The sequence below is a fragment of the Bacillus sp. LQ01 genome (genome assembly GCF_057624735.1).
In genome coordinates this window covers 22558-48508 of the sequence record NZ_JBYEZL010000004.1, presented here as the reverse complement: position 1 = coordinate 48508, position 25951 = coordinate 22558, and the positions used below count along the sequence as shown (strand labels likewise).

25 protein-coding genes, 1 pseudogene and 2 riboswitches are annotated in these 25951 nt (G+C 35.8%); of the genes and pseudogenes, 9 read left to right on the top strand and 17 right to left on the bottom strand.

Annotated elements, in window-relative coordinates; genetic code table 11:
• Nucleotides 1-102 precede the first annotated feature (102 nt).
• Nucleotides 103-204: riboswitch (purine riboswitch) on the top strand.
• Between the two features lie 202 nt (nucleotides 205-406).
• Entirely contained in the window at nucleotides 407-1603 is a 1197-nt protein-coding gene (locus AC22L0_RS23735; protein ID WP_087966491.1) for a NupC/NupG family nucleoside CNT transporter, read from the top strand.
• Nucleotides 1604-1654: 51 nt separating this feature from the next.
• Here the strand turns inward: AC22L0_RS23735 and AC22L0_RS23730 are convergent, their stop codons facing one another.
• Nucleotides 1655-2362, bottom strand: a complete 708-nt coding sequence (locus tag AC22L0_RS23730) for a hypothetical protein (RefSeq protein ID WP_087966492.1) — start codon at nucleotides 2360-2362, stop codon at nucleotides 1655-1657.
• 216 nt (nucleotides 2363-2578) lie between these two features.
• Between AC22L0_RS23730 and AC22L0_RS23725 the strand changes: the two genes are divergently transcribed.
• The 3 genes from AC22L0_RS23725 (at nucleotide 2579) to AC22L0_RS23715 (ending at nucleotide 5328) form a co-directional block, all read left to right on the top strand.
• On the top strand, nucleotides 2579-2752 hold the full coding sequence (locus AC22L0_RS23725) for a hypothetical protein (RefSeq protein ID WP_000643592.1): 174 nt from the start codon (nucleotides 2579-2581) through the stop codon (nucleotides 2750-2752).
• 147 nt (nucleotides 2753-2899) lie between these two features.
• Nucleotides 2900-3982: a polysaccharide deacetylase family protein gene (locus AC22L0_RS23720; protein WP_087966494.1), complete on the top strand. Its 1083-nt coding sequence runs from the start codon at nucleotides 2900-2902 to the stop codon at nucleotides 3980-3982.
• 116 nt (nucleotides 3983-4098) lie between these two features.
• Complete coding sequence (locus tag AC22L0_RS23715) at nucleotides 4099-5328, top strand: aminopeptidase (RefSeq protein ID WP_000007357.1); 1230 nt, start codon at nucleotides 4099-4101, stop codon at nucleotides 5326-5328.
• Nucleotides 5329-5373: 45 nt separating this feature from the next.
• Here the strand turns inward: AC22L0_RS23715 and AC22L0_RS23710 are convergent, their stop codons facing one another.
• The 11 genes from AC22L0_RS23710 to AC22L0_RS23660 form a co-directional block, all read right to left on the bottom strand.
• Nucleotides 5374-5865, bottom strand: a complete 492-nt coding sequence (locus AC22L0_RS23710) for a DUF4352 domain-containing protein (RefSeq protein ID WP_000891129.1) — start codon at nucleotides 5863-5865, stop codon at nucleotides 5374-5376.
• 132 nt (nucleotides 5866-5997) lie between these two features.
• Nucleotides 5998-6321 (bottom strand): DMT family transporter, encoded by a 324-nt coding sequence (locus tag AC22L0_RS23705; protein WP_000263262.1) that lies wholly within the window; start codon nucleotides 6319-6321, stop codon nucleotides 5998-6000.
• A 47-nt stretch (nucleotides 6322-6368) separates the two neighbouring features.
• A complete protein-coding gene (gene gabD, locus AC22L0_RS23700; RefSeq protein ID WP_000358130.1) occupies nucleotides 6369-7820 on the bottom strand; it encodes an NADP-dependent succinate-semialdehyde dehydrogenase in 1452 nt (483 codons plus the stop codon).
• A complete protein-coding gene (locus AC22L0_RS23695) occupies nucleotides 7813-9180 on the bottom strand; it encodes a sigma-54 interaction domain-containing protein (protein ID WP_087966496.1) in 1368 nt (455 codons plus the stop codon). The genes gabD and AC22L0_RS23695 overlap by 8 nt, the downstream gene beginning before the upstream one ends.
• A 115-nt stretch (nucleotides 9181-9295) precedes the next feature.
• Nucleotides 9296-10660: a 4-aminobutyrate--2-oxoglutarate transaminase gene (gabT, locus tag AC22L0_RS23690; RefSeq protein ID WP_087966498.1), complete on the bottom strand. Its 1365-nt coding sequence runs from the start codon at nucleotides 10658-10660 to the stop codon at nucleotides 9296-9298.
• Between the two features lie 154 nt (nucleotides 10661-10814).
• Nucleotides 10815-11558: an HAD family hydrolase gene (locus AC22L0_RS23685; RefSeq protein WP_000416668.1), complete on the bottom strand. Its 744-nt coding sequence runs from the start codon at nucleotides 11556-11558 to the stop codon at nucleotides 10815-10817.
• 139 nt (nucleotides 11559-11697) lie between these two features.
• Nucleotides 11698-12603 (bottom strand): diacylglycerol kinase, encoded by a 906-nt coding sequence (locus AC22L0_RS23680; protein WP_000977679.1) that lies wholly within the window; start codon nucleotides 12601-12603, stop codon nucleotides 11698-11700.
• Nucleotides 12604-13160: 557 nt separating this feature from the next.
• Nucleotides 13161-14588, bottom strand: coding sequence for an Asp-tRNA(Asn)/Glu-tRNA(Gln) amidotransferase subunit GatB (gene gatB / locus AC22L0_RS23675; RefSeq protein WP_001047685.1), 1428 nt, complete (start codon nucleotides 14586-14588; stop codon nucleotides 13161-13163).
• 14 nt (nucleotides 14589-14602) lie between these two features.
• Nucleotides 14603-16060 (bottom strand): Asp-tRNA(Asn)/Glu-tRNA(Gln) amidotransferase subunit GatA, encoded by a 1458-nt coding sequence (gatA, locus tag AC22L0_RS23670; RefSeq protein WP_139894271.1) that lies wholly within the window; start codon nucleotides 16058-16060, stop codon nucleotides 14603-14605.
• Between the two features lie 15 nt (nucleotides 16061-16075).
• Nucleotides 16076-16366, bottom strand: coding sequence for an Asp-tRNA(Asn)/Glu-tRNA(Gln) amidotransferase subunit GatC (gatC, locus tag AC22L0_RS23665; protein WP_000086999.1), 291 nt, complete (start codon nucleotides 16364-16366; stop codon nucleotides 16076-16078).
• Nucleotides 16367-16507: 141 nt separating this feature from the next.
• Nucleotides 16508-16744 (bottom strand): YiaA/YiaB family inner membrane protein, encoded by a 237-nt coding sequence (locus AC22L0_RS23660; protein WP_001254391.1) that lies wholly within the window; start codon nucleotides 16742-16744, stop codon nucleotides 16508-16510.
• A gap of 231 nt (nucleotides 16745-16975) precedes the next feature.
• Here AC22L0_RS23660 and AC22L0_RS23655 point away from each other — a divergent pair, with 231 nt between their 5' ends.
• The 4 genes from AC22L0_RS23655 (at nucleotide 16976) to AC22L0_RS23640 (ending at nucleotide 19430) form a co-directional block, all read left to right on the top strand.
• On the top strand, nucleotides 16976-17458 hold the full coding sequence (locus AC22L0_RS23655; protein ID WP_000942472.1) for a MarR family winged helix-turn-helix transcriptional regulator: 483 nt from the start codon (nucleotides 16976-16978) through the stop codon (nucleotides 17456-17458).
• Between the two features lie 76 nt (nucleotides 17459-17534).
• A complete protein-coding gene (locus AC22L0_RS23650; protein ID WP_002102676.1) occupies nucleotides 17535-18716 on the top strand; it encodes an ArsA family ATPase in 1182 nt (393 codons plus the stop codon).
• Nucleotides 18709-18900 (top strand): DUF3926 domain-containing protein, encoded by a 192-nt coding sequence (locus AC22L0_RS23645; RefSeq protein ID WP_000544105.1) that lies wholly within the window; start codon nucleotides 18709-18711, stop codon nucleotides 18898-18900. Before AC22L0_RS23650 ends, AC22L0_RS23645 begins: the two co-directional genes overlap by 8 nt.
• Nucleotides 18901-18962: 62 nt before the next feature.
• Nucleotides 18963-19430 carry an HXXEE domain-containing protein gene (locus tag AC22L0_RS23640; RefSeq protein WP_001986283.1) on the top strand — a complete coding sequence of 156 codons (468 nt, stop codon included), beginning with the start codon at nucleotides 18963-18965 and terminating at the stop codon, nucleotides 19428-19430.
• Between the two features lie 164 nt (nucleotides 19431-19594).
• On the opposite strand, the gene AC22L0_RS23635 is transcribed toward AC22L0_RS23640, so the two are convergent.
• The 3 genes from AC22L0_RS23635 to AC22L0_RS23625 are packed head-to-tail and all read right to left on the bottom strand — an operon-like array spanning nucleotide 19595 to nucleotide 22145.
• Complete coding sequence (locus tag AC22L0_RS23635) at nucleotides 19595-20449, bottom strand: MetQ/NlpA family ABC transporter substrate-binding protein (RefSeq protein WP_000721594.1); 855 nt, start codon at nucleotides 20447-20449, stop codon at nucleotides 19595-19597.
• 21 nt (nucleotides 20450-20470) lie between these two features.
• Nucleotides 20471-21136, bottom strand: coding sequence for a methionine ABC transporter permease (locus tag AC22L0_RS23630; protein ID WP_001261865.1), 666 nt, complete (start codon nucleotides 21134-21136; stop codon nucleotides 20471-20473).
• A complete protein-coding gene (locus tag AC22L0_RS23625; RefSeq protein WP_000623013.1) occupies nucleotides 21126-22145 on the bottom strand; it encodes a methionine ABC transporter ATP-binding protein in 1020 nt (339 codons plus the stop codon). Before AC22L0_RS23625 ends, AC22L0_RS23630 begins: the two co-directional genes overlap by 11 nt.
• 123 nt (nucleotides 22146-22268) lie before the next feature.
• Nucleotides 22269-22374, bottom strand: a riboswitch (SAM riboswitch).
• Between the two features lie 243 nt (nucleotides 22375-22617).
• Here AC22L0_RS23625 and AC22L0_RS23620 point away from each other — a divergent pair.
• A pseudogene (locus AC22L0_RS23620) lies at nucleotides 22618-23183 on the top strand (cysteine hydrolase family protein).
• Nucleotides 23184-23433: 250 nt separating this feature from the next.
• Here AC22L0_RS23620 and pruA read toward each other — a convergent pair.
• Together pruA and AC22L0_RS23610 are read right to left on the bottom strand one after the other, a co-directional pair.
• Complete coding sequence (gene pruA, locus AC22L0_RS23615) at nucleotides 23434-24981, bottom strand: L-glutamate gamma-semialdehyde dehydrogenase (RefSeq protein ID WP_000259555.1); 1548 nt, start codon at nucleotides 24979-24981, stop codon at nucleotides 23434-23436.
• 152 nt (nucleotides 24982-25133) lie between these two features.
• Nucleotides 25134-25904 (bottom strand): TSUP family transporter, encoded by a 771-nt coding sequence (locus AC22L0_RS23610; RefSeq protein ID WP_000391975.1) that lies wholly within the window; start codon nucleotides 25902-25904, stop codon nucleotides 25134-25136.
• Between the last annotated feature and the right edge of the window lie 47 nt (nucleotides 25905-25951).

Genomic DNA, 25951 nt, shown 5'->3' with positions numbered 1-25951 from the left:
ATAACACTGCGTTACATTTTATCATACTTATATGGTCTTTTTCTATTGGAAGAAAAAAAGCTATTGACGATAGTTCTCTGTTAATGTTACGCTACTACTAATTTAATACGGACGATGTTACCTCATATATACTTGATAATATGGATCGAGAGTTTCTACCCAGCAACCTTAAATTGCTGGACTATGGGGAAAACTAATGAATATTAGCCTATGCGCAAAAAAGGACTCATATTGATTAGCTTTCTCTCATAGATGAAAGTGAATCCATATGGGTCTTTTTTTATTTTTATTTTTCTAAAAGGTCAGACATCTTACGTATGACATAAAACCTCATTCCTTTATTTTTAGTAATATAACGAGCGTTTTATGTACAAACTTTATACGAACTTCTGAAAGGGGCAACTACATGCAATATGTAATGAGCATTATCGGTATTCTTGCCGTGTTAGGTTTATGTTTTGCTTTGTCAAACAACAAAGGTAAAATCAACTTCCGTGCAATTGCAATTATGATTGGTTTCCAAATTTTAATCGGTTGGTTTATGTTTGCTACAAAGATTGGTCAACAAATCATTATTTTCATTAGTAAAGTTTTCAACAAACTAATTAAACTTGGTACGACAGGTGTCGATTTTCTCTTTAATGGAATTCACAGAGATTTTGTCTTTTTCTTAAACGTATTACTAATTATCGTATTTTTCTCAGCACTACTTTCAATCTTTAGTTATTTAGGTGTTTTACCATTCATCGTTCGCGTTGTCGGCGGTGCTATTTCAAAAATTACTGGTTTACCACGCGTTGAGTCATTCCACGCAGTAAACTCTGTATTCTTCGGTTCAAGTGAAGCATTAATCGTTATTAAAAACGATTTACAGCATTTCAATAAAAACCGTATGTTTATCATTTGTTGTTCTGCGATGAGCTCCGTTTCTGCTTCTGTTACAGCATCATACGTAATGATGTTAGATGCAAAATACGTACTAGCAGCTCTTCCGCTAAATTTATTCTCAAGCTTAATCGTTTGTTCGTTATTAACACCAGTTGATACGAAGAAAGAAGATGAAGTGATTCAAAAATTTGATAGAACTCTATTCGGGGACAGCTTTATCGGTGCAATGATTAACGGTGCGCTTGATGGTTTAAAAGTAGCTGGTATCGTTGCCGCATTAATGATCGCCTTTATCGGTGTGATGGAAGTTGTAAACTACGTAATTAGTGCAGCTTCAGGCGCAATGGGACATGCCATTACTTTACAACAAATCTTCGGTTACGTACTTTCTCCATTCGCATTCTTAATGGGTATTCCAACTCAAGATATTATCCCAGCTGGTGGTATTATGGGTACGAAGATTGTTTTAAATGAGTTTGTAGCAATCCTTGATTTAAAAGACACAGCTACAACATTAGCTCCACGTACAGTTGGAATCGTTACAGTATTCTTAATTAGCTTCGCAAGTATTAGCCAAATTGGTGCAATCGTTGGTACAATCCGTGCCCTTTCTGAAAAACAAGGAAGCGTTGTTTCTAAATTTGGTTGGAAAATGCTATTTGCATCAACACTTGCTTCTATTTTATCTGCGACAATCGCTGGATTGTTTATTTAATAAAAAATCACCTTTGCTTAGACAGCAAGGTGATTTTTTTATTATCATCATTTAAGAAACTGAAGAAAACTCTAATGCCTCTTCCTTATTAATAATTTCCCCCTTATATTTACCTTTCACGAAAATATCAATAATTGATTTATTTTCTGCTTCAATTTTCCCTAAAGAAAATATATATATTAAGTCATCTTTTTTTAACATCCATTGTTTTCCGTGCCAAGGACCAGTTAACTTCTGTTCTGGTGACGCTAGTATTTCTCCAAAATATTCACATTCGCCTAGAGATGTTTTTACTGTATTCTTCTTCGTATCAATAACTACATATTTAAGGAGCTTTATACTTTCACTTGAAAAAATCTCTACTTCATGATCATTTTTTTTCTTAAATTTCAGCTTTCCATCTTTTGTATTAACCAATTTACTTTGATCAATTGCATTTAGTACAAACTCATACTCTTCTTTTGTAACACCGAAATTAGGATGATATGGAAAACTTTTTTTCTCTGCATGTTCTTCTACATATTTTAAATACCATTCCATATTACTTGCTAGATGCTCTCTCATTCTTTGACCAATACTCCCTACCTTTTTAAGAGTATCTGGTTCCATCTCAAGTGTCATAATATCCGCCGTCACTTCCGCATTCATAAGATGCGATGGAATATACTCTTCCACGCTATTCGCTTTACTCACTTCACTTTGACAACCAACTATAAATAGCGATATGAAAAAGATATATATTATTTTTTTATATTTCATTTCTATTCTCCACTCCATACATTATTCTTACTTAGTTTTATAGCGGTTTTCATTATAGTATAAAATCTTTATATTTTAATAAAATACATATCCTTATGCAAAATTGCATATTAATATGTATTCTTCTTACTTTAAAATTAGCTTAAATAAATTTCCAAATTATACAAATAACAAGTTTAAAATGTTATAATTTTCAAAAAACCATTGGAGGATATTATGAAAGCTCACGCAATTTTCGATTTCTTACATTTACTAGTCTTAACGCTGAAAAGCTATTATGTATGGGGAATGCCTATCTATGTCTTCATTATTCCTCTTATCTTTGTAGTCGGTTATATTATTATTAATTCTAATAAGAAACAAAAAAATACATCTATTCAAAGTCACTAATCTATTACATTAATAACCTCCTAAAAATCATATTCCCCTCATTTTCTTCAAATGATATGATGAACAAGGGTATATCCCCACCACTCTTATAGCGGTGGGGATTTTAATGTAAATATGCAACATACTACACAATAGAAGGTGATTTTTATGAGAAAATACGCAGCAATTGCTTTATGTACGTCTGCCATTCTAGCAGGCTGTAATACTAACAATGTAAGTCCAGAACCTAAAAAAGAGAAAACGGCTCAAGGGATTAAGAAACAAGAAGAGACTGTGCAAGAACAAGGTAAAATCTCATATAATTCAGTTACACACGAATCTACAAACACAAGTATTCATATTACAGACATAAAAGATTCTTTAAATGAAGTACAATATAAAATTTGGCGCACAGCTGATGGCAAGGAAAGTGCTAAATCTTTTTCTTCTAAAGAAAAAGAGAAACAATTCACACTTCCTTTTGATATAAAGGAATTTGAAGGAAAACGCGGTGAGTTCCAAATTGAAGCAACAGGAATGAAAGAAGATGGGAAAACAATCCCGCTTACGAAATCTACTATTACTTTCGAACAAAAGGTTCCTGTTCTTATGTATCACGCAATTGATGATTATCATGGTCAAGGCATTAAAGATTTATTCGTATCACCAGCTAACTTTGAAGCACAAATGAAACATTTAAAGGACAATGGTTATACGCTTTTAACGTTTGAACGCTGGGGCGATATAAATACAGTAAATAAACCGATTTTCGTTACATTTGATGACGGTATGAAAAATAATATGAATGCATTTCGCATTTTACAAAAGCTAAAAGATGATACTTTTAAACCGGCAGCAACAGAATATATGATTGTTGATAACGTTGATGTAGAAGGAGCATTGTCTACTTCTGAAATAAAAGAAATGGTTGATTCCGGCATTTTCTCGGTGCAATCTCATACTGCAACACATGCAGACTTACCGAAAATTACAAACTATGAGGAAGAGTTAAAAGGTTCAAAAGAAAAGCTAGAAAAAATAACAGGTAAGCCTGTTATCGCGATTGCTTATCCATTCGGTCATGTAGATGATAAGGTTGTTGCAGAAACGAAGAAGTATTATCAATTTGCGACGACGACAAAGCCTGGGCAATTCATTACGAAGGGTGAACCTGATGAATTGTTAAAGATGAAGCGCGTTCGTATACACCATACAACGACTGTAGAGCAGTTTGCTTCTTCAATTAAGTAAATATAAGGGCTCAATACATTTTGAGCTCTCTTTTTACTTTATATTTATATATATTTTTAGAATTTTCTTGTATTATATATAGTAAGAAATCTTTCAAATTAAAGGAGATTATACATATGTCATTTGAACAAACGTTAGAGAAATATGCTGCTCTTGCAGTTAATGTTGGTGTTAATATTCAACCTGGACAAACTTTATCAATTAGTGCACCTCTTGAAGCTGTACAATTTGTACGCCTCGTTACAGAAAAAGCATATAAATCTGGTGCAAAACACGTATATGTAGATTGGAATGATGAGACGTTAACACGCTTAAAATTCGATCTAGCTCCTGAAGAAGCTTTCGCTGAATTTCCATCTTGGAAAGCACATGCTCGTGAAGAATTAGCAAAAGAAGGCGCTGCATTTATGTCTATCTATGCGGAAAACCCTGATTTATTAAAAGGTGTAGAACCATCGCGTATCGCAACAGCTCATAAAGTAGCTGGAGAAGCAATGAAAGTATACCGTGATTACGTACAAGCAGATAAAGTAAGCTGGTGTGTCATTTCTGTTCCTACGAAAGAATGGGCTGCGAAAGTATTCCCTGACGTAGCGCCAGAAGAACAAGAAGCCAAGTTATGGGATGCTATTTTCAAAGCTACTCGTGCTGATTTAGAAAATCCTGTAGAAGCATGGAAAGAACATGATGAAACATTACATACAAAAGTGGATTACTTAAACGAAAAGCATTATAAAGCTCTTCACTATACAGGTCCTGGAACAGATTTAACAATCGAACTTCCAGAAAAACATGTATGGGCTGGTGCTGGTAGCTTAAATGAAAAGAACGTACCATTTATGGCTAATATTCCAACTGAAGAAGTATTTACAATGCCACTTAAAACAGGTGTAAACGGCCAAGTTTCTAGTACAAAACCGTTAGTATTTGCAGGTAATATTATCGATAATTTCACGTTAACATTTGAAAACGGACGTATCGTAGACTATAAAGCTGAAGCTGGTGAAGAAGCTTTAAAACATTTAGTAGAAACAGATGAAGGTTCTCACTTCTTAGGGGAAGTAGCTTTAGTACCTCATGACTCACCAATTTCAAACACAAATGTTTTATTCTACAATACACTATTTGACGAAAATGCATCTTGCCACCTTGCGATTGGAAATGCTTACGCATTTAACTTAGTTGGCGGAAAAACAATGTCTAAAGAAGAACTTGCTGAAAACGGCGCAAACGCTAGTATTACACACAACGACTTCATGATTGGATCAGCTGAGCTTGATATTGACGGTATTACTGCTGATGGCAGACATGAGCCTATCTTCCGTAAAGGTAACTGGGCGTTTTAAATTTATTACCATAAAGAAACACATTGGATAATCCAATGTGTTTCTTTATTTATTTGGTTTCAATTCAAATTTTATTGTTCTATTTTCACGCGTAAACTCTGGTCTATACGTAGCGATATACGTATTTTCTTTCGCTACGTCAAATAGCATGATATCTTGAATTTTTTCTTCTGGTGCTAACTTTTTACTAATAAAGCTATCAGGGTTATTATATTCTTTAAATCTTGTACCTTTCTTATCGGTAATCTCAAATTCATAAAATGCAAAAGGTATTTCCTTTTTACTATTATTTTCTACTTTGAAAATAATCCCCAAAATCTCCTCTTTCTTTTTATCCTCATCATAATCCGGATATCCTAATTTAACTGAATCGATAGTTACTTGCAAACCATCTACGTCTACTGTCTCCCCTATTTTATACACTTTATCTTGAACATCTTCTTGTTTACTTTCATTACTATCTTTAGTCTCAGTGCAAGCACTTAAACTAAAAGCTATGCCAAAAATTAAAACAATTTGACTTACCTTTTCTAACATACTCTTTCCTCCACATAAGACAAAATTTCATATATATCATAACAAAACGCTTTACTCTTTCTTGTCATATTTTGTCGTATTAATTGCTAACTGCACAAATAGAAAAAAGCTATCTTCTACAAAAGATAGCTTTCATGATGCCGATGAAACCTTAAGTCCAATGACACCCAAAACAATAAAAAGAATACAAAATGCTTGAAATAAACTAATATGCTCTTTAAAGAAGTACACACTAATGATTGTAATAAGTAATGTTCCAACGCCAGACCAAATAGCATAAGCAATACTTAAATGGATCTTTTTCACAACGATGGCGAACACGCTGAAACAAATTCCATAAAACACGAAAATCAGTACACTCGGAACGAGCTTTGTTAAACCATTTGATAGTTTCATCGCAATTGTTCCAGCTACTTCAAAAATAATTGTAACAAGTAATAATAGCCAATATACCATACTAGAATCTCCTTCTCTGTTACCTTATAGAGATTCTAGTATACTACTTATAGTCCCAATGAAATATATTTAATTTCTAAATATTCCTCGATGCCGAAATGGCCTCCTTCACGACCGATACCACTTTCTTTAAATCCACCGAATGGTGCTTGTGCAACTGATGGAAGACCGTCGTTTAGACCGATAATACCGTACTCTAACGCTTCACTAATTTGGAATGCTTGGCTAATGTCTTTCGTGAAAATATACGCAGCTAAACCGTATGGTGTATTATTTGCACGTTCGATTACTTCATCAACTGTTTTAAATTTCGCAACTGGTGCCACTGGCCCAAATGTTTCTTCATTCATACAAAGCATCGTATCATTTGCCAATCCAATTACAGTCGGTTGAATGAAATGTCCCTCTAACTCTGCGACCTTTTGACCACCATATAAAACTGTTCCACCTTTTTGAATAGCATCTTCAATATGTTCTTGTACTTTTGAAACTGCATTCTCATCAATAAGTGGTCCGACAGTCGTTCCGTCACCGAAACCGTCTCCTACTTTCAACTGCCCTACTGCCTTTTGGAACTTCTCTACAAATACTTCGTATACTTCTTCTTGAACGAATACTCGGTTTGTACATATACACGTTTGTCCTGCGTTACGGAATTTCGAACCAATCACCGCTTCTACTGCTTTATCTAAATCCGCATCATTCATTACGATAAACGGAGCGTGGCCACCTAACTCAAGCGAAACTTTTTTCATCGTTTGTGCAGCACTAGCCATTAACTCTTTCCCGATTTCCGTTGACCCTGTAAAGGATACTTTTCGAACGCGACTATCTTCCATCCATGTATCAGCAATTGCTTTTGCACTACCTGTTACGATATTGATTACGCCCTTTGGAATATCTGCTTCATGGGCTAATTCCGCCAATTTCAATGCAGTTAGCGGCGTTTGACTCGCCGGTTTCACAACGGCTGTACAGCCTGCTGCAAGCGCTGGGGCTACCTTTCTCGTAATCATTGCTGCCGGGAAGTTCCAAGGTGTAATAGCTGCCATAACGCCAACTGGTTGCTTCATAACTAAAATGCGCTTATTCGGATGAGAAGCAGGAATCATTTCACCATACACACGTTTCCCTTCTTCTGCATACCATTCAACAAAACTATTTGCATAATTTACTTCACCAAGCGCTTCTGCAAACGGCTTTCCTTGTTCCTTCGTCATAAGCGCTGCGATCTCTTCTTTATTTTTATCAATAAGCATGAACCACTTTTTTAACTTCGTTGCACGATCTGCTGCCGTTAACTTAGACCACGTTTTAAAAGCTTCATGTGCAGCATCAACAGCTTGCTTTGCCTCTGTTACTCCGCCTTTTGGTACAGTTGCAAATATTTCCTTCGTCGCAGGATTATTTACTTCAATTTGTTCTTGTAGTGTAATCCACTCACCATTTATATACATCGCCTTTTTATCTATACTTACAAAAGTCGCCTTTTTATCCAATGTTTTCTTCCTCCTCTATGAACTTCTTAATTTTCCTAGTAGCAGCAGATTGACTAATTTGCAAAAACTCAGCTACTTTATAACTTGATCCATACGTTTTATACGCTTTAAGAATAATATTTCTCTCTACCTCTTCCAGCATTTTATAAAGGCTTTGCCCCGATTGTTCAACTGCAGCCTCTTGCATAGAGAGTGGCAAATCCTCTACCGTTACAACATCATCGACAGTAATAACAATTCTCTCAATTACATTCTCTATTTCTCTATTGTTTCCTTCCCACGGATATCCAACAAACATTTGTAACGTACTCGGCGCTAGTTTCACATCACGTCCGTACTTTTTATTAAATTGCTGCAAGTAATGATAAATAAGCGGCAAAATATCTTCTGTTCTTTCCCTAAGCGGGGGAATTGCAATTGGAATGACATTCAAACGATAGTATAAATCTTTCCGAAATGTTCCTTGTTTCACCATCTCGCTTAAATCTCTATTTGTTGCCGCCACAATTCGAACATCCACTTTTTTCAATTCTCTTCCGCCTATAGGACGAAATGTTTTTTCTTGCAATACTTGCAAAAGCTTCGCTTGAATTTCAAGCGGCATTTCACCGATTTCATCTAAAAAAAGAGTTCCTTTATGCGCGGATTCTAATAGTCCCTTTTTCCCTTCACGATTCGCACCTGTAAAAGATCCACCTGAATATCCAAAAAGCTCTGATTCAATTAAATTAGTTGGCAATGCCGCACAATTAATTTCATAGAAACTTTCATTCTTACGGTAACTCACTTCATGTAAATGGCGTACTAATCGACTTTTCCCAACTCCAGTCTCGCCTAAAACGAGAACAGTACTATCCACTACAGATACTTTTTTGATTGTATCGACTATTTTTTGCATAGCTAGACTTTTAAAAATAAGTCCTTCATGCTCATATGTTTCTCTTAATTCTTTTTTATATGTTTTTAGCTGATTATCCATTTCCTCTACCTTTTGACGTAATTGATAGAGTTCAGTAAGGTCCCGAGAATAACTAATCACTCTTCTTAAATTTCCCTCATCATCAAAAACAGGCCTTGTACGAACGTGTAAATACTCTCCTGATTTTGTAGTTTGAACGAGTTCAATTGGCCTCTTTTTTTCAATCACTTCTAATGTCGCTGATGGATAAAAGATTCCATCCTTTTGTAGTTCTTTTACATGCTTACCAACTAACTCTTCGGCAGCTAGTTGGTAGTGCCTTTCACATGTACTATTTACACGCACAACGATCCCTTGCTCATCTGTAACAAAAATTTCGTCAAACGCATATTCAAATACATCTTTTAAATCCATTAACACTCGTTCCTTTTCTGCAACCATCCTAGCCACCCCTAACTTCAAATCCATCGATCCACTTCACTACCTTTATTATAAAGTGAATTTTCTGCATTTAATATAGAGTCAGCTAGAATGTTTGCTATTTATACTTCATTTTTTAAACGCGAGCGATGTTTGTTTGCTCATAACAAGCTTGCAATGATTCTTCAATTATTGTTAAACCTTCTTCAAGTTGCTCATCTGTAATAACTAAAGGCATTAACACACGGATAACATTTCCATATGTTCCTGCTGATAATAACAGTAACCCACGCTTATTTGCCTCTGCACATAGATTAGCCGTTAACGCTTTGTCAGGTGCTTTCGTCTTACGATCTTGAACGACCTCAAATGCACACATTGCACCTAACCCACGCACATCGCCGATGCAATGATATTTATTTTTCATCTCTTCGAATCGGTTCATTACGACTTTTCCTAATTCTATCGCTCTATCATTTAATTTCTCATTTTCTATTACATCGAGAACAGCTAATGCAGCCGCACATCCTAATGGACTTCCTGCATACGTTCCACCAAGTTCACCTGGTGCAGACTCATTCATAATTTCTTTACGTCCAATGACACCACTTATCGGTACACCAGCACCTAATGATTTAGACACTGTAATTAAATCTGGAACGACATCATAGTGATCAATTGCAAAATATTTTCCTGTACGACTAAAGCCTGTTTGTATTTCATCCGCTACAAATAAGATGCCGTTCTCTGAACAAATGCGGCGTACTTCTTGAACAAATTTCTTACTTGGGACGATAAATCCACCTTCCCCTTGAACAGGTTCCATTACAACAGCTGCAATTGTTTCTGGTGCTACTTCCGATATGAAGAAGTTCTTAAACTCTTCAATAATAAAATCATCATACTGCTCTTCCGTTAATCCCTCTGGGCGACGGTATTCGTATGGAAATGGCGCTTTATATACTTCTGGAGCAAATGGACCAAACCCAAATTTATATGGCTTCACTTTACTTGTCATCGTCATTGTCATTAATGTACGCCCGTGGAAACCTTTAGAAAATGCGATAATACCAGGTCTCTTCGTATATTTACGAGCGATCTTCACCGCGTTCTCAACTGCTTCTGCACCACTATTTAAAAAGAGGACTTGCTTATCGAAACTTCCTGGTGCCAATGCCGCAAGCTTTTCCGCTAATTCAATATATGGCTCATACATCATGACATTAAATCCAGTATGAATGTATTGATCGACTTGTTTATGGAGCGCTTCTTTAACCGCTGGATGACAATGCCCTACGTTAATTGTCCCGATTGCTCCTGCAAAATCAATGTACTGATTACCATCAACATCTGTTACAAGAGCACCATTTGCAGATTGTACAAACGTTGGGATGCCGTTACTTACTCCTTTTGGTACTATATTTTGACGGCGTTCTAATAAAGATGCCGCTTTCGGTCCTGGAATTTGTTCATTTACTTTAGCAAATTTTTTTGTGTTCATTGCGTACCCCATCCTTTTCTTTACATTGTTTTCTCTTTTTATTGCAAAATGTATGCCAACTTTCTTTTCTAGCATTTATCCTATATTCTTTGTATCCAGGCATAAAAAATAAGTCTATAAAGACTCATTAAGAGTCTTTATAGACTTATTTTCCTTACACATTAGACTTTTCTTTCTCCCAGAAAAACTCACCCGATTGAGAAATAAACTCTCCAACAGAATCTAACACTAAATCAGCAAGTGGTTCTAATGTTGGACGGTCTCCCGTACCAGATAGCACCCCAATTGCATAGCAATCGCCATTTTTGGCTAAATGTAAATCAGTTGGCGTATCTCCAACAACCGCAACCTCACATGATGCTAAATTAAATTTCTCACAAAACACTTCTATAATCTTTTTATCTGGTTTTTGCGCAGGGAATGTATCCGAGGCTATAATATAATCAAAAAAGTTCTCCAACTTATATTGTCTTAAAAATAATTCTGTTGGTGCGAAATCATCCGCCGTGACAACCCCTAATATAAATCCTTTATCTTTTAATGCCTGTAACACTTTCGGTAAATCTGCTGTCATTTTCATATGCGAACGATGCTCATACATAAGGGAAAATAACTTCTCACTTACCCAATGATGCATCTCTTCTTCTCTAGCAGACTCAATATAATTACAAAGCCCCTTCGCTACATCAAGGCTTGTTCCAGCAGCTATTGCACTCCTCGGATTAACAAATGCTCCCTCTACACCAATCTCTTCTAATAAGGTCTGCCGCATTGTACTTGGTAAATGATATAAACTTATACATTCAGCTACAAGTTCTTCAGCTACTTTTATCCATATTGAATGAAAATCCATTAATGTCCCATCTTTATCAAATAATATCGCCTTTACCTTCTCCATAGCACCCTACCTCTCATTTCTTATCTCTTCCAGTGTATCAATAAAGTATGGATGTAAAATAAAAGAATTGTAAAAATACCATAAAAATCAAACTAACTCCCAATTTACAATTCATTTTAACAAAGTAAAAAGGATGCCTTTACAGGGCATCCTCTTGATGTTCAGGAACAAATAGTTCTAAACAATGATATATATTTTCGAATTCCATCGGTGCATCTCCACCATACTCACCATCTAAATTAATCATTAGTTTATCTGGTGAATGTACTTTAATTCGGTTCGCTTGTGTATATAACACTTTTGGATTATTAATATGTTCACCACGTTGTGCTTGTGTTGCTGCTTTAATTAAATCAGCGATAGAACCTTTTTTCAGTACTAATAGGTCAAATAACCCATCGTTAATAGATGCATACGGTGCTACCTTTTCAAATCCACCTACTGAACGGGTATTCGTAATTAAAAACATCGTAATTTCTTCTTGTAGTAACTTTCCATCATACTCAATTTCAACATATGTCGGATGCAATGATGGTAACATCTCGATACCTTTTAGGTAATAAGCAAGTTGTCCTAATACTGTCTTTAACTTACTCGGTACTTCGTATGTTAATTCTGTAATACGACCGCCACCAGCGATGTTAATAAAATATGTATCGTTCGCTCTACCAAGGTCTAATGGCACTGTTTTTCCTTCGCAAATAATATCTGCTGCCTCTTCAATAGAACGAGGTACACCAATTGCACGTGCAAAGTCATTTGTCGTTCCAACTGGAATAATTCCAAATTTCGGACGGAATTCATGCCCAACTAAACCGTTTACTACTTCATTTAATGTACCGTCGCCACCAGCCGCAATAACAACATCAAACTTACGATCCGCAGCTTGCCTCGCCGCCACAGTAGCGTCTCCAGGACCCGTTGTCGCATGACAAGATGTCTCATAGCCAGCTTGTTCTAATTTTTGTAATACTTCTGGTAAGCTCTTCTTAAATAGCTCACGCCCCGAAGTAGGATTATAAATAATTCTTGCTCGCTTCATCATTTATTAGCACAGGAAATTTCTTTATGTATCGAAAAAGAACATACTGAACTTCTATTCAGTATTCCCATGCCTACCTCCTCTCATCTTGCTATCCTTCTTTTATCCCGCTCAAACAGGCAGTAAGAACCCGATTCGTGTAGTCCATCAAAAGTAAATATTCATTTCAATGGTTTTTTATTTGACTCCAAAATTTATCCCGCTATTTGCGGGCAGTAAATGCCCGATTGGTGAGGGCTAATAATCAATGGTGGATGAACCTCCTACTGATTAAAGTTTCACTTTATTTCTATCCATTCTTCCATAAAAATTTACATATAACGAATAATAACTATCTATTATTTCATGAGATGAAAAAAACCTCTATGTTTAGATTTATCATTATTCCCACCTTTTTGCAACTATCATACCATAGTTGCTATACAAACATTTTTCCACTTTTGACAGTTAATCAAACGTTTGTTTAAACGATTTTGTCTCATTTAAACAAACGTTTGATTAACCTAGAAAAACACCCATGTACGGGTGTTTTTCTGCTTAATCTTTAAAAGTCACTACTATTATCGCTTATTAATCTCTTCAAGTAAGATTTTGTTAACAAGTGGTGGATTTGCTTGTCCTTTTGTAGCTTTCATAATTTGACCAACTAAGAAGCCAATTGCACGGTCTTTACCGTTTTTAAAGTCTTCGATAGATTGCTCATTATTATCAAGAATTTCTGTTACAACTTTACGAAGTGTACCCTCGTCAGAAATTTGAACAAGACCTTTCGCTTTAACGATTTCTTCTGGGTCTCCACCTTTTTCAATTAATTCGTTAAATACTTTCTTCGCGATTTTAGAAGAAATTGTACCTTTTTCAATTAATTGAACCATTTTAGATAAACCAGCAGGCGTTAATGCAACGTCTTTTAATTCTTTTTGTTGTTTGTTTAAGTATGCAAGTACTTCACCCATTAACCAGTTCGATGTTAATTTCGCATCAGCACCGTCTGCAACAGTTGCTTCAAAGAAATCAGACATCTCTTTCGTTAATGTTAACACGTGTGCATCATAAGCTGGTAAGCCTAATTCTGCAACGTAGCGAGCTTTACGTGCATCTGGAAGTTCTGGAATAGAAGCTCGAACTGCTTCTTTCCACTCATCATCGATGTAAAGTTCAACTAAGTCTGGCTCCGGGAAGTAACGGTAATCGTCAGATCCTTCTTTCACACGCATTAAGATTGTTTTCTTTGTTGCTTCATCATAACGACGTGTTTCTTGTTGGATGATGCCACCAGATAACAGTTCTTTTTCTTGGCGCACTTGCTCATGCTCAAGACCTTTTTGTACGTAAGTGAATGAGTTTAAGTTTTTCAGTTCCGCTTTTGTACCGAACTTCTCTTGTCCAACTGGACGAAGAGAAATGTTCGCATCACAACGTAAGGAACCTTCTTCCATCTTACAATCAGATACACCAGTGTATTGAATGATTGATTTTAACTTCTCTAAGTATGCATATGCTTCTTCTGGCGTACGCATATCTGGCTCAGATACGATCTCGATTAAAGGCATACCTTGACGGTTGTAGTCTACTAATGAACCATCAGCTGTATGCGTTGATTTACCAGCATCTTCTTCTAAATGAAGACGTGTAATACCGATACGTTTCTTTTTACCGTCTACTTCGATTTCAATCCAACCATTTTCACCAATTGGCTTATCAAATTGAGAGATTTGGTAAGCTTTCGGGTTATCTGGATAGAAATAGTTTTTACGGTCAAACTTCGTTTCCGTTGCGATTTCACAGTTTAATGCCATTGCAGCTTTCATTGCAAAGTTAACTGCTTCTTTATTTAAAGTAGGAAGTACCCCTGGGTATCCTAAGTCAATTACACTTGTTTGTGTATTTGGCTCCGCTCCGAATTCTGTTGGACTCGCAGAGAAAATTTTCGAATTTGTTTTTAACTCAACGTGAACCTCTAAACCAATAATTGTTTCTAAATTCATCTATGCTCGCCTCCTTACAGACTTGCTTTTTTTGTATGATAGTCTGTTGCTTGCTCAAACGCATGTGCAACGCGGTAAATTGTCGCTTCATCGAAGTGTTTACCAATGATTTGTAGACCAAGTGGCATGTTGTTAGCACCGAATCCACATGGAACAGAAATCGCTGGAACACCCGCTAAGTTTACTGGGATTGTTAAAATGTCATTTGCATACATTGTCATTGGATCATCAACTTTTTCGCCCACTTTAAATGCCGGAGTTGGCGTTGTTGGTCCAATAATAACATCATAGTTAGCAAATACATTTTCAAAGTCGTTTTTAATTAATGTACGTACTTGTTGTGCTTTCTTGTAATATGCATCATAGTAACCAGAGCTAAGCGCAAATGTACCAAGCATAATACGACGTTTAACTTCATCACCGAAACCTTCACTACGTGTGTTTTTGTAAAGATCTAATAAGTTATTTACATTATCAGAACGAACACCGTAACGCACGCCATCAAAGCGTGAAAGGTTCGCAGATGCTTCAGAAGAAGATAGTAAGTAATACGTTGCTAGAGCGTATTTAGAGTGTGGAAGCGATACTTCCTCCCAAGTTGCGCCCATACCTTCTAATATTTTTAAAGCAGCTAGTACTGACTCACGAGCTTCTTCGCCAACACCTTCGCCTAAGTATTCTTTCGGTACAGCAATGCGTAAACCTTTAACATCGCCTGTTAAACCAGCTAAATAGTTTCCAACTTCAACGTTTGCAGAAGTTGCATCCATGCGGTCAATACCTGAAATAGCTTGTAATAAGTATGCATTGTCTTCTACTGTACGTGTAATCGGTCCGATTTGGTCAAGTGAAGATGCGAATGCTACTAATCCGTAACGAGATACGCGTCCATAAGTTGGTTTTAAACCTACAACACCGCAATATGCAGCTGGCTGACGGATAGAACCACCCGTATCAGAACCTAGAGAGAATAGTACTTCTCCTGCTGCTACAGCTGCTGCAGAACCACCACTAGATCCGCCCGGAACGTAATCTAAGTTCCATGGGTTTTTCGTAGCGTAGAATCCTGAGTTTTCATTTGAAGAACCCATTGCGAACTCGTCCATGTTTAATTTACCGATTGTAATTGTGTCAGCAGCTTTTAGCTTTTGCACAACTGTCGCATCATAAATTGGATCGAAGTTTGCTAACATTTTGCTCGCACAAGTTGTACGAAGACCGTTAGTTACAATGTTATCTTTTACACCAATTGGCATACCGAATAATAAACCATTATCTTCAGCGCCGATTTTTGCATCTAATTCTTTCGCTTTTGCGCGTGCATTTTCTTCATCTAATGTAAGAAAAGCTTTTACGTTATCTTCAACATCCGCAATACGTTTGTAAGATTCTTCTACTAAATCCGTAACGGAAATTTCTTTGTTGTTTAACTTCTTATGTAACTCTGATACTGAATGATCAAATAATGACATCGAAATTCCCCTCCTCTATTCTAATACTGCTGGAACACGGATTTGATTATCTTTGTGATCCGGTGCATTTTTTAATACTTCTTCGACTGGTAAACCTTTTTCTGGTACATCTTCACGCATAACATTTTTCATAGTTAATACATGAGTTGTTGGTTTTACATCTGTTGTATCTAATTCATTTAACTGTTCTGCAAATGTAACAATTGCATCTAGTTGTTTTTGAAATTTTTCTGCTTCTTGATCAGTAATTGCAAGACGTGCTAAATGTGCTACGTGCTTTACATTCTCAACGGAAATTCTTGACACGGCTAGGCCACCTCCATAATATATCGTTCAATCTACAATACTATTGATGATACCAAATTTTCAGTACTTCAAGCAAGTCAACACAGAGTACTTACGCCATTTTTACATAAAAAAAGAAAGGCAAATGCCTTTCTTTACAATTTACTCTTTATCTAACGGTTTATTTTTCGGAAATCTCTCGTTATCTTCTTCATTATCACGAATTGTTTTTTGTAATACAAAACAAGACATCGTTAAAAATAATGTTCCAATTAAATAGTATCCTTTTACACTAAGCGTTTCATCTAACGTATAAATCCCAATTAGCATACCTGAAATCGCACAAACAAATGAAGTCCATGCTAAAAACGTGAACGCTTGCGTATTACGTCTTCTCATCGTTCTCCCCCTCGTTAGCTGCATACCCATTATAGATAAGTATATTTACCATGATGGATTTTTATGTAAATTCTCGCTTTATATTTATAAATCTATCATAAAAGAATACTATTTTAAAGAAAGTTTTCTGCCTAATCTGAAAAAACAATTAAAATCATTGACAATTATTTCTATTCTACATAAAATAAAAATAAATATTACGAACCTCGAAATATACGGGAGTGGAATTAATTGTTGCAATATGAACATTTTTTAGACTTACTGCTAGATAACGCCAAGAAACTTTTCTATCCTGAAGAATGGGTAAGCCTAGATTTAACACTTTCTAAAACAGAAGTATTTTGTTTACTTTGGATGGAACGAAATACAGATATTACAATGACGAAAATTGCTGATCTTCTTGATATACCGATGAGTACAACAACGGGCGTTGTAAATCGCCTTGTAAAAAAGGGATATATTGAACGCTACCGTGATGAAAATGACCGACGTATTGTATTAATTCGGTTAACAGAAAACGGCGTAATACTCGTTCAAGAAGTAAAACAAAATGCGGCCCATTACTTTAGCTTAGTAACAGAAGCATTATCAGAAGAAGAAAAAGCATTCTTACTACAAATCTTCCAAAAAATCATGAATCACATCGCTACGTCACAGCAAAAAACAGAAGAAAAGATTTCTACACCTAAAATGAAAAACATTCCGATTGAATAAAACCCTATCTGGGTTTTTATTCAACCATTTACTTCGACACTCGTAATATTCGACATTCGAAACAAAGGGGATATGAATGATGAGAATTATCTTGTATACAGGTAAAGGCGGCGTAGGAAAAACTAGCATTTCAGCAGCAACAGCAATTCAAAGTGCGAAACAAGGATTAAAAACATTAGTAATGAGCACAGATCCTGCTCATAGTTTAGGAGATTCATTTGGTATAAAGCTATCTTCTGAACCACTAGAAATTCGTGAAAATTTGTGGGCACAAGAAATTAATACGATTTATGAAATGGAAAAAGGCTGGGGAAAATTACAGAAATATATTACACTACTCTTCACTTCTAAAGCAGCTGATGATATTACAACAGAAGAATTAACGATGTTTCCCGGTATGGAAGATTTAATTAGCCTACTTCGCGTACTCGATTATTATAAGCAAGACACATATGATGTTATCATTATTGATTGTGCCCCTACAGGAGAAACATTAGCAATGCTAAGCTTTCCAGACATGCTCGGCTGGTGGATGGAAAAATTATTTCCTATTAAAAGAAAAGTTTTAAAAGTCGTTCGTCCAGTAGCTCAACCACTCCTTGGTGTCCCTCTTCCAACCGACGATATTATGGACGAATTAACAAGTACACTTGAACAGCTCGGAGAAATGAGAGATATTTTATCAAATCGAGAAGTAACAAGTATCCGCATCGTTGTAAATCCTGAAAAAATGGTCATTAAAGAAGCCCAGCGCAGCTTTACTTATTTGAATTTATACGATTATAACGTAGATGCCATTATGATTAACCGCGTCATCCCTAACACTGTCACCGATCCTTATTTTCAGGCATGGAAAGATACACAGAAGAAATATAAAACATTAATTAAAGATAGTTTTCAACCCCTTCCTATTTACGAAGCTCCAATGTTTGAACAAGAAGTTGTTGGTTTGTCTATGTTAGAACGTGTAGGAGATTCTTTATTTAAAACTGATCATTCCCCTACAAAAGTAAAATTTAACGGGCGCACTCAATATGTAAAAAAGGATGGCGATGAGTATATTTTCGTTCTGTCCATTCCCTTCTCAAACAAAAGTGAACTTTCCTTAAATCAAAAAGGTGATGAACTTATTATTCGAGCGGGTTCTGTTAAACGGAACATCACGTTACCAAAAACATTAACACACCTTTCTATTCAAGGAGCAAAATTTGAAGAAGATGTACTAAATATTCGGTTTGGAGGTGTAGTACATGCATGAGGAATTACTACGAAGGGTAATTCGTACAAAAGTAAAAGTCGGGATGCATATATTAGAAGAGCTACCTAATCCAATCCAACAATCAGCTAAGCAAATATTAAATATTTTACAAGAGGAACTAGCTGCTTATCTGAAAGAACGAGAGCATCATGAAGTTAATTTAAAAAATATCATAATTGAATAACCATCTCTGTATAGAGGGCCTTTTTTTAGGCTTTCTATACTTTATTGGAGTGATGTAAATTGATGAAAAAACATTCCACTACTATATTCTGGATCATTCCCTTATTATTTTTCATTCATAACCTTGAAGAAGCTTTCCAAATGCCACAATACCTTGCTAATCAATTTTCAATCCGTCTTATAACTAGCCAACAATTTTTCATCGCCATTTCCGTATTAACAATCTTTGTATTACTTATCGTCTTTCTATATCAACTTAACTTCTTGTCTTCTATATGCTGGATTATTTTTATACAAGGGGCCATCTTCTTCAACTCTGTTCAACATATTATTTTGTTTTTCATTTATCGCTCTTATAACCCCGGCGTAATATCAGCATTTTTCATTACTCTCTTTTCTATTTTCTTTTTTTTATCAAAAAAACACTTAATTCATCCAAAGCAATTCGTAATTACACTCCTTTTCAGCTTATTTTCTTATCCCATTATAATTTGGATCACCTTACTGTTCGCTAGCTACTTTCATTCATAAAAAAAGACCAGGAAAATTCCTGGTCTATCACTCTACTTAACAAACATTGGATTCTATGTTATACAAAATTGGAAGGTACAGAATTAGGGTTTGTTTGTTAAGTTTATATGTTGAACGAACTAACAGCGGAGGGGTTCCTTCTGTTAGTCCATTAAACCCAATGATTATTTTACGATTTTTTCAAGCTCATCAAGTGAAAGATCTACTGAAATGGAACCATCATTTGTTTCTTTCTTAATTGCGTCTGTTACTTCTTTTGAATGATATAGTTCAATTACTTTTTTCAATGTTGGATCATCTTTATCTTTCTTACGAGCTGCAAAAATATTAATATATGGCTTTGCATTTTCATTCTTTGGATCTTCTAAGAAAATAGGATCCTTCGCTGGATCTAATCCAGCTTGACCAGCAACACCGTTATTAATAACTGATGCCGCTACATCTTTTAACACACGAGGTGTTTGCTGTGCGATAACCGGTGTAATTTTTAATTTCTTCGGATTTTCAGCAATACCACTTGGATCTCCAAATAGACCAAAGTCTTTTTTAAGCTTTAATAATCCAGCTGCATCAAGAAGTTTTAATGCCCGTGCTTGGTTCGTTGGATCGTTTGGAATTGCAATTTCTGAACCATCTGGGATTTCATTTGCTTTCTTATATTTTTCAGAGTATAAACCCATTGGCGCAATTTGCGTTGTACCAACAGCTGTAATATCTAACTTATGCTCTTTTTTAAATTGCTCTAAGAAAGCAATATGCTGGAATGAGTTTAATTCAATATCTCCATCAGCTAACGCTTTATTTGGCGTTGTGTAATCAGAGAACTCGACCAGTTTAATCTTAATCCCTTCTTTTTCAGCTTTTTTCTTCAAAATTTCCCAAGCGTCTCCATCCGTTCCAGTTACACCGACGCGAACTACTTTTTCTTTCGCTCCTGCACCCGTGTCTCCACTTGAGCAGCCGCTTAATGCTGAGACTCCTACAATCGCTGATAATGCAAATGCTAAAATTTTCTTCATTTTCTTTTCCTCTCTTCCTTTTTATGATCTGCGTAACAAGACTTTCGCAAAGTAGTTTCCTAAATTTTGAGCTATCTGTACGAGAATGATAAGTAACACGACCGTTACGAACATAACTGATGTATCAAAACGTTGATAACCATATGTCATTGCCAAGTCACCAAGACCGCCACCACCGACAAGCCCAGCAACTGCAGAGAATTCAATTAAACCAACTGTCATAAATGTGACACCTAAGATTAATGGTGCTAACGCTTCTGGTACAAGGATTTCAAAAACAATTCTAATTGGTGAGGCTCCCATTGCTTGCGCTGCTTCAATTACTCCTTTCGGAACGGAAACAAGGTTTGTTTCAACCATTCTAGCAATACCAATTGATGCGACTAACGTCATCGGGAAAATTGCCGCTGCTGTTCCAATCGTCGTTCCGATAACACTTCTTGTTAGTGGACTTAAGGCTACTAAAAAGATAATGAATGGTACCGGACGAATTGTATTAATTATGATGTTAAGAATAGAAAAGACCCATTTATTTTCTAAAAAGTTTCCTTTTCTCGTTACATACAAAAGTAAACCTAGAGGTATACCCAGAATTGTAGCGAATATAAGGGTTACAATTACCATTAAGAGGGTATCCCCCGTCGCATCTAGTATGCGCGGCCAAAATATACTCCAATCAACTCGCATGAGCTTCTACCTCCTTCAGCTGCACTTGCAGTCTTAGATGTTGTAATGCTTTTTGAATTTCCCTCTGCTCACCTTGCAACTCTACAAGAAGATTTCCAAATAGCACATTTTGAAGTTCAATAATATTTCCGTACAGTACATTTACATCGACGTTATAGTTTTTTGCGATATATGATAGTACCGGCTGTCCTGTCTCCTCACCAGTAAATGTTAGACGATAAATTTGACCACCATTTTGAATTTTCGCTAGAACACTTTCCGGTAAATGATCATTAATGACAGAACGTACAAAGTTTTGAGTCGTCTTTGTTTTTGGTTGCGTGAAAACATCAAACAGTTTTCCTTCTTCAATAACTTTCCCCTTCTCCATTACAGCTACACGGTGACAAATTTCTTTCACAACATGCATTTCATGTGTAATAAGAAGAATTGTTAAATTGTATTCTCGATTTACTTTCTTTAATAAGTTTAGAATTTCTGTCGTCGTTTCTGGATCTAAGGCTGATGTTGCCTCATCACATATAAGAATATCTGGCGATGTCGCAAGTGCTCTAGCAATGCCCACACGCTGCTTTTGCCCACCTGATAGCTGCTCTGGATAATAGTTTGCTTTATCTTCTAACCCTACAAACTTCAGCAGTTCATTTACTCTTTCTTTTATCTCATTCTTTGGTACTTTCGCTAACTTTAATGGATAAGCAATATTTCCAAATACTGTTCTTGAATTAAATAAATTAAAACTTTGAAAAATCATTCCGATTCTTTGTCTTAGTTTACGCAATTCTTTCGTCGATAATGATGTAATATCTTTATCATCTATTGAAATCGTTCCTGCCGTCGGTCTCTCTAACATATTTACTAAGCGTAATAACGTACTCTTTCCAGCGCCACTAAAACCGATAATGCCAAAAATTTCGCCTTTCTCAACTGATAATGTTACATCCTCCACCGCATGAACAGATTGGCCAGCTGATTCATACACTTTACTTACATTGGTAAAAGAAATCATTTTTTTCCCTCCTATATGCTGTAAAAACTTGAAGCAGAGCTTTCGAGGTAAAATAAAAAGTGCCCTCCTTCTTATCAACCATAAAGATAAGAAGGAGAGCACTTATATGTACTCGTTCACATCTTCTCATCTTCCAAGCCTTTATATGGCTTGCTGGAGTTAGCACGGTATTAAAAAACCCGTTGCTGAGGTATCGTAGGGCCAGTCCCTCCACCTCTCTGGATAAGAATGTATCGATTTAATTGTCGTTTAATTAATTCTCATTATAGAACTCAGAATAATAAGAGTCAATACATTTTTTAGAAAAATATTAATTATTCCTTTATTAAAATTTTCAGATGAATATTCATCTGAAAAATAGTAACTTTCAAGGTTATTTAAAATTCTTCTTCCTCATATTTTTAAACAGGAGAATCCTCTCTACGAATTGAATAAATTTATTTGAATATGAAACTCGGAGGAAGATAAATATATGAAAACAGCTCTTTTACTCGTCGATATTCAAAACGATTATTTTCCAAATGGAAAGATGGAATTGCGTAATCCAGTAGAAGCAAGCGAATATGCTAATCAGTTATTACAACAATTTAGAACAAACAGCGAACCTATTTTTCATATCCAACACGTAGCTATAAAAGATGACGCTACTTTTTTCCTACCTAATACAGAAGGTGTACATATTCACGAAAGCGTACGTCCACTTAGAGAAGAAACAGTTATAGTCAAACATTATCCAAATAGCTTCCGAGAAACTAATCTTCTAGAGCAATTAAAACGTTTTAATATTGAACATGTCGTTGTATGCGGGATGATGACTCATATGTGTATCGATGCAACAGTAAGGGCTGCATTCGATTTTGGCTTTCAATGTACCGTTATACATGACGCTTGTGCTACAAAAGACCTTTCTTTTAAGAACGCTACTATACCAGCTGTTTATATTCACAATACAATTTTAGCTAGTTTAAATGGCGTATATGCAAATGTAATAAGCACGCAAGAATTTTTAGCTACATAAAAAAACACTCCTTTCAGTGAGCAAAACCGAAAGGAGTGTTCCTTGTCGAACCATAGATTTTCTTTCAAATTGTATTATACAGGAAATTCTCAAAATGAATACTAAAAAATATGACTAATAAGTCAACTTTTCTCATTATTTTATTTCTGTTTACATGTTTATCCCGCTATTAATAGGTTTTAGCTCATTCTCTTCGAACGACGGTAATATATGGGGGTTCAATTTTAAAAGGAGCTCTTCACATTCTGTGAAGAGCTCCTCTACTATTTCTTATAAAGTTTCAGAAGTAGTTTTTGCTTGCATGTGAAGTGCTAAGTAATCAGGTCCACCAGCTTTAGAGTCTGTACCAGACATGTTAAAGCCACCGAATGGTTGGTAACCTACGATTGCACCAGTACATCCACGGTTGAAGTATAAGTTACCAACGTGGAAGTCTTCGCGTGCTTTTTCAATATGGTCACGGTTGTTAGTAATAACAGCACCTGTTAAACCGTATTCCGTATTGTTTGCAATTGCAAGTGCATGATCGAAGTCTTTCGCTTTACAGAATGCTACTACTGGTCCGAAGATTTCTTCTTTCATTAAGCGAGCATCTTCTGCAACGTCAGCAACGATTGTTGGTTGGATGAACCAGCCTTTAGAATCGTCTCCTTCGCCACCTGCTAAGATTCTACCTTCTTCTTTACCAATTGCAACATAGCTCATTACTTTATCAAATGCAGCTTGGTCATTAACAGGACCCATGTTTGTACCTAATACTGCTGGGTTAGCAACTGTTAATTCTTTTGTTAATTCAACAGCACGATTTAATACGTGATCGTATACATCTTCATGGATTACTGCACGAGAACATGCAGAACATTTTTGTCCTGAGAATCCGAATGCTGATGCAACGATAGACTTAGCTGCTAATTCAAGATCTGCTTCTTTATCAACAACGATTGTGTCTTTACCGCCCATTTCAGCGATAACGCGTTTTAACCAAATTTGTCCTGGGTTTACTTTCGCTGCACGCTCATAGATGCGGATACCTACATCACGAGATCCCGTGAAGCTTACGAAACGTGTACGAGGATGATCTACTAAGTAGTCACCAACTTCAGAACCGTTACCTGGAACGAAGTTTACTACGCCAGCTGGTAAGCCAGCTTCTTCTAATACTTCCATAAATTTCGCTGCTACTACAGGAGTTGTACTAGCTGGTTTTAGTAATACTGTGTTACCAGAAACTAAAGCAGCTGTTGTCATACCTGCCATAATTGCGAATGGGAAGTTCCAAGGAGAAATGATAACACCTACTCCTAATGGAATGTAAGAGAAACGATTATATTCAATCGGACGGCTTTCTACTGGAATACCGTCTTTTAATTTTAACATTTGACGACCATAATATTCCATAAAGTCGATTGCTTCTGCTGTATCAGCATCTGCCTCATTCCATGGCTTACCTGCTTCTTTTACAAGAATAGCAGAGAATTCATGTTTTCTGCGACGAACGATTGCTGCAGCACGGAATAAAATGTCTGCACGCATTTCTGGCTTTGATTTTCTCCAAGTTTGGAATGTTTCATCCGCTACTTGCATTGCTTTTTCAGCTAACTCACGGCTTGCTTTTGAAACACGACCAACAAGTTCCTCTTTATTTGCAGGGTTTACAGAAACAATTTTGTCTTCTGTAGTGATTTTTTCTCCCCCGATAATTAATGGATAGTCTTGTCCAAGATAAGATTCTACTTTCTTTAAACCTTCTTCAAACGCTAATTTGTTAGCCTCCACTGAAAAATCTGTAAATGGCTCATGTTTGTATGCTACTACCATTTTTTTAGCCTCCCCTTAGAAAAACGTTTACATTTTACAACATTATTCTACACGATAATTTAGATTTATTCAAATATTCCTAGACTTATATTTTAAAAATTAATAAATTTTTAAAATATAATAAAAAAAGAGATTCATACATGCGTATGAATCTACAAAATATGAGTATATTCCAAAACATTTTTCCCAATCAATAATATAGTAACTAATAAAAATAAAGTCCTTACATATCCAACACCTTTTTGAACCGCAAACTTCGATCCAAAATAAGCACCTAAGATCATTGATAATCCCATGATAATACCGTATTCAAAATGAATTATGTCTAAGAATAAAAAAGTAATTAAAGATACAATATTACTAACAAAGTTCAAAAGTTTTCCAGATGCTGCCGCTTGAATAAAATCCAAGCCAATTAATAAAAATGCAAAAATTAAAAACGACCCTGTCCCTGGTCCAAAAAACCCATCATAAAATCCTATCATTAAAATAGCAAAGAAAAATATTAATGTTTTTCTTTGCGTCATCTTCTTATAGGTAGACACACTTCCCCAATTCTTTTTTGCAATAATATAAATAGCAATAAATACCAACATTACAAGTACTAATGGGCGTAAAATATCCGATGGAATAAATTTTACTACTAAAGCACCTGCAACAGCTCCAACAATAGTTAACGGGATTAACTTTCCTACAATTTTAAAATCAACTTTTCCTGATCGAATGAAATACATCGCACTCGTAAACGTCCCCATTGTTGCCGCTAATTTATTCGTTGCAATTGCCGAAGCTGGCGATAGGCCAACAAACATAAGTGCAGGAAGCGAAATTAACCCTCCTCCTCCAACAACGGAATCAATAAAAGCTGCTAAAAAACCGAATGCAATTAATAAAATAATGACTTGAAAACTTAATTCTTCCATGAGCTTTACCCCTTACCCCTATTTTTTACAACATTTTAAATTATAAC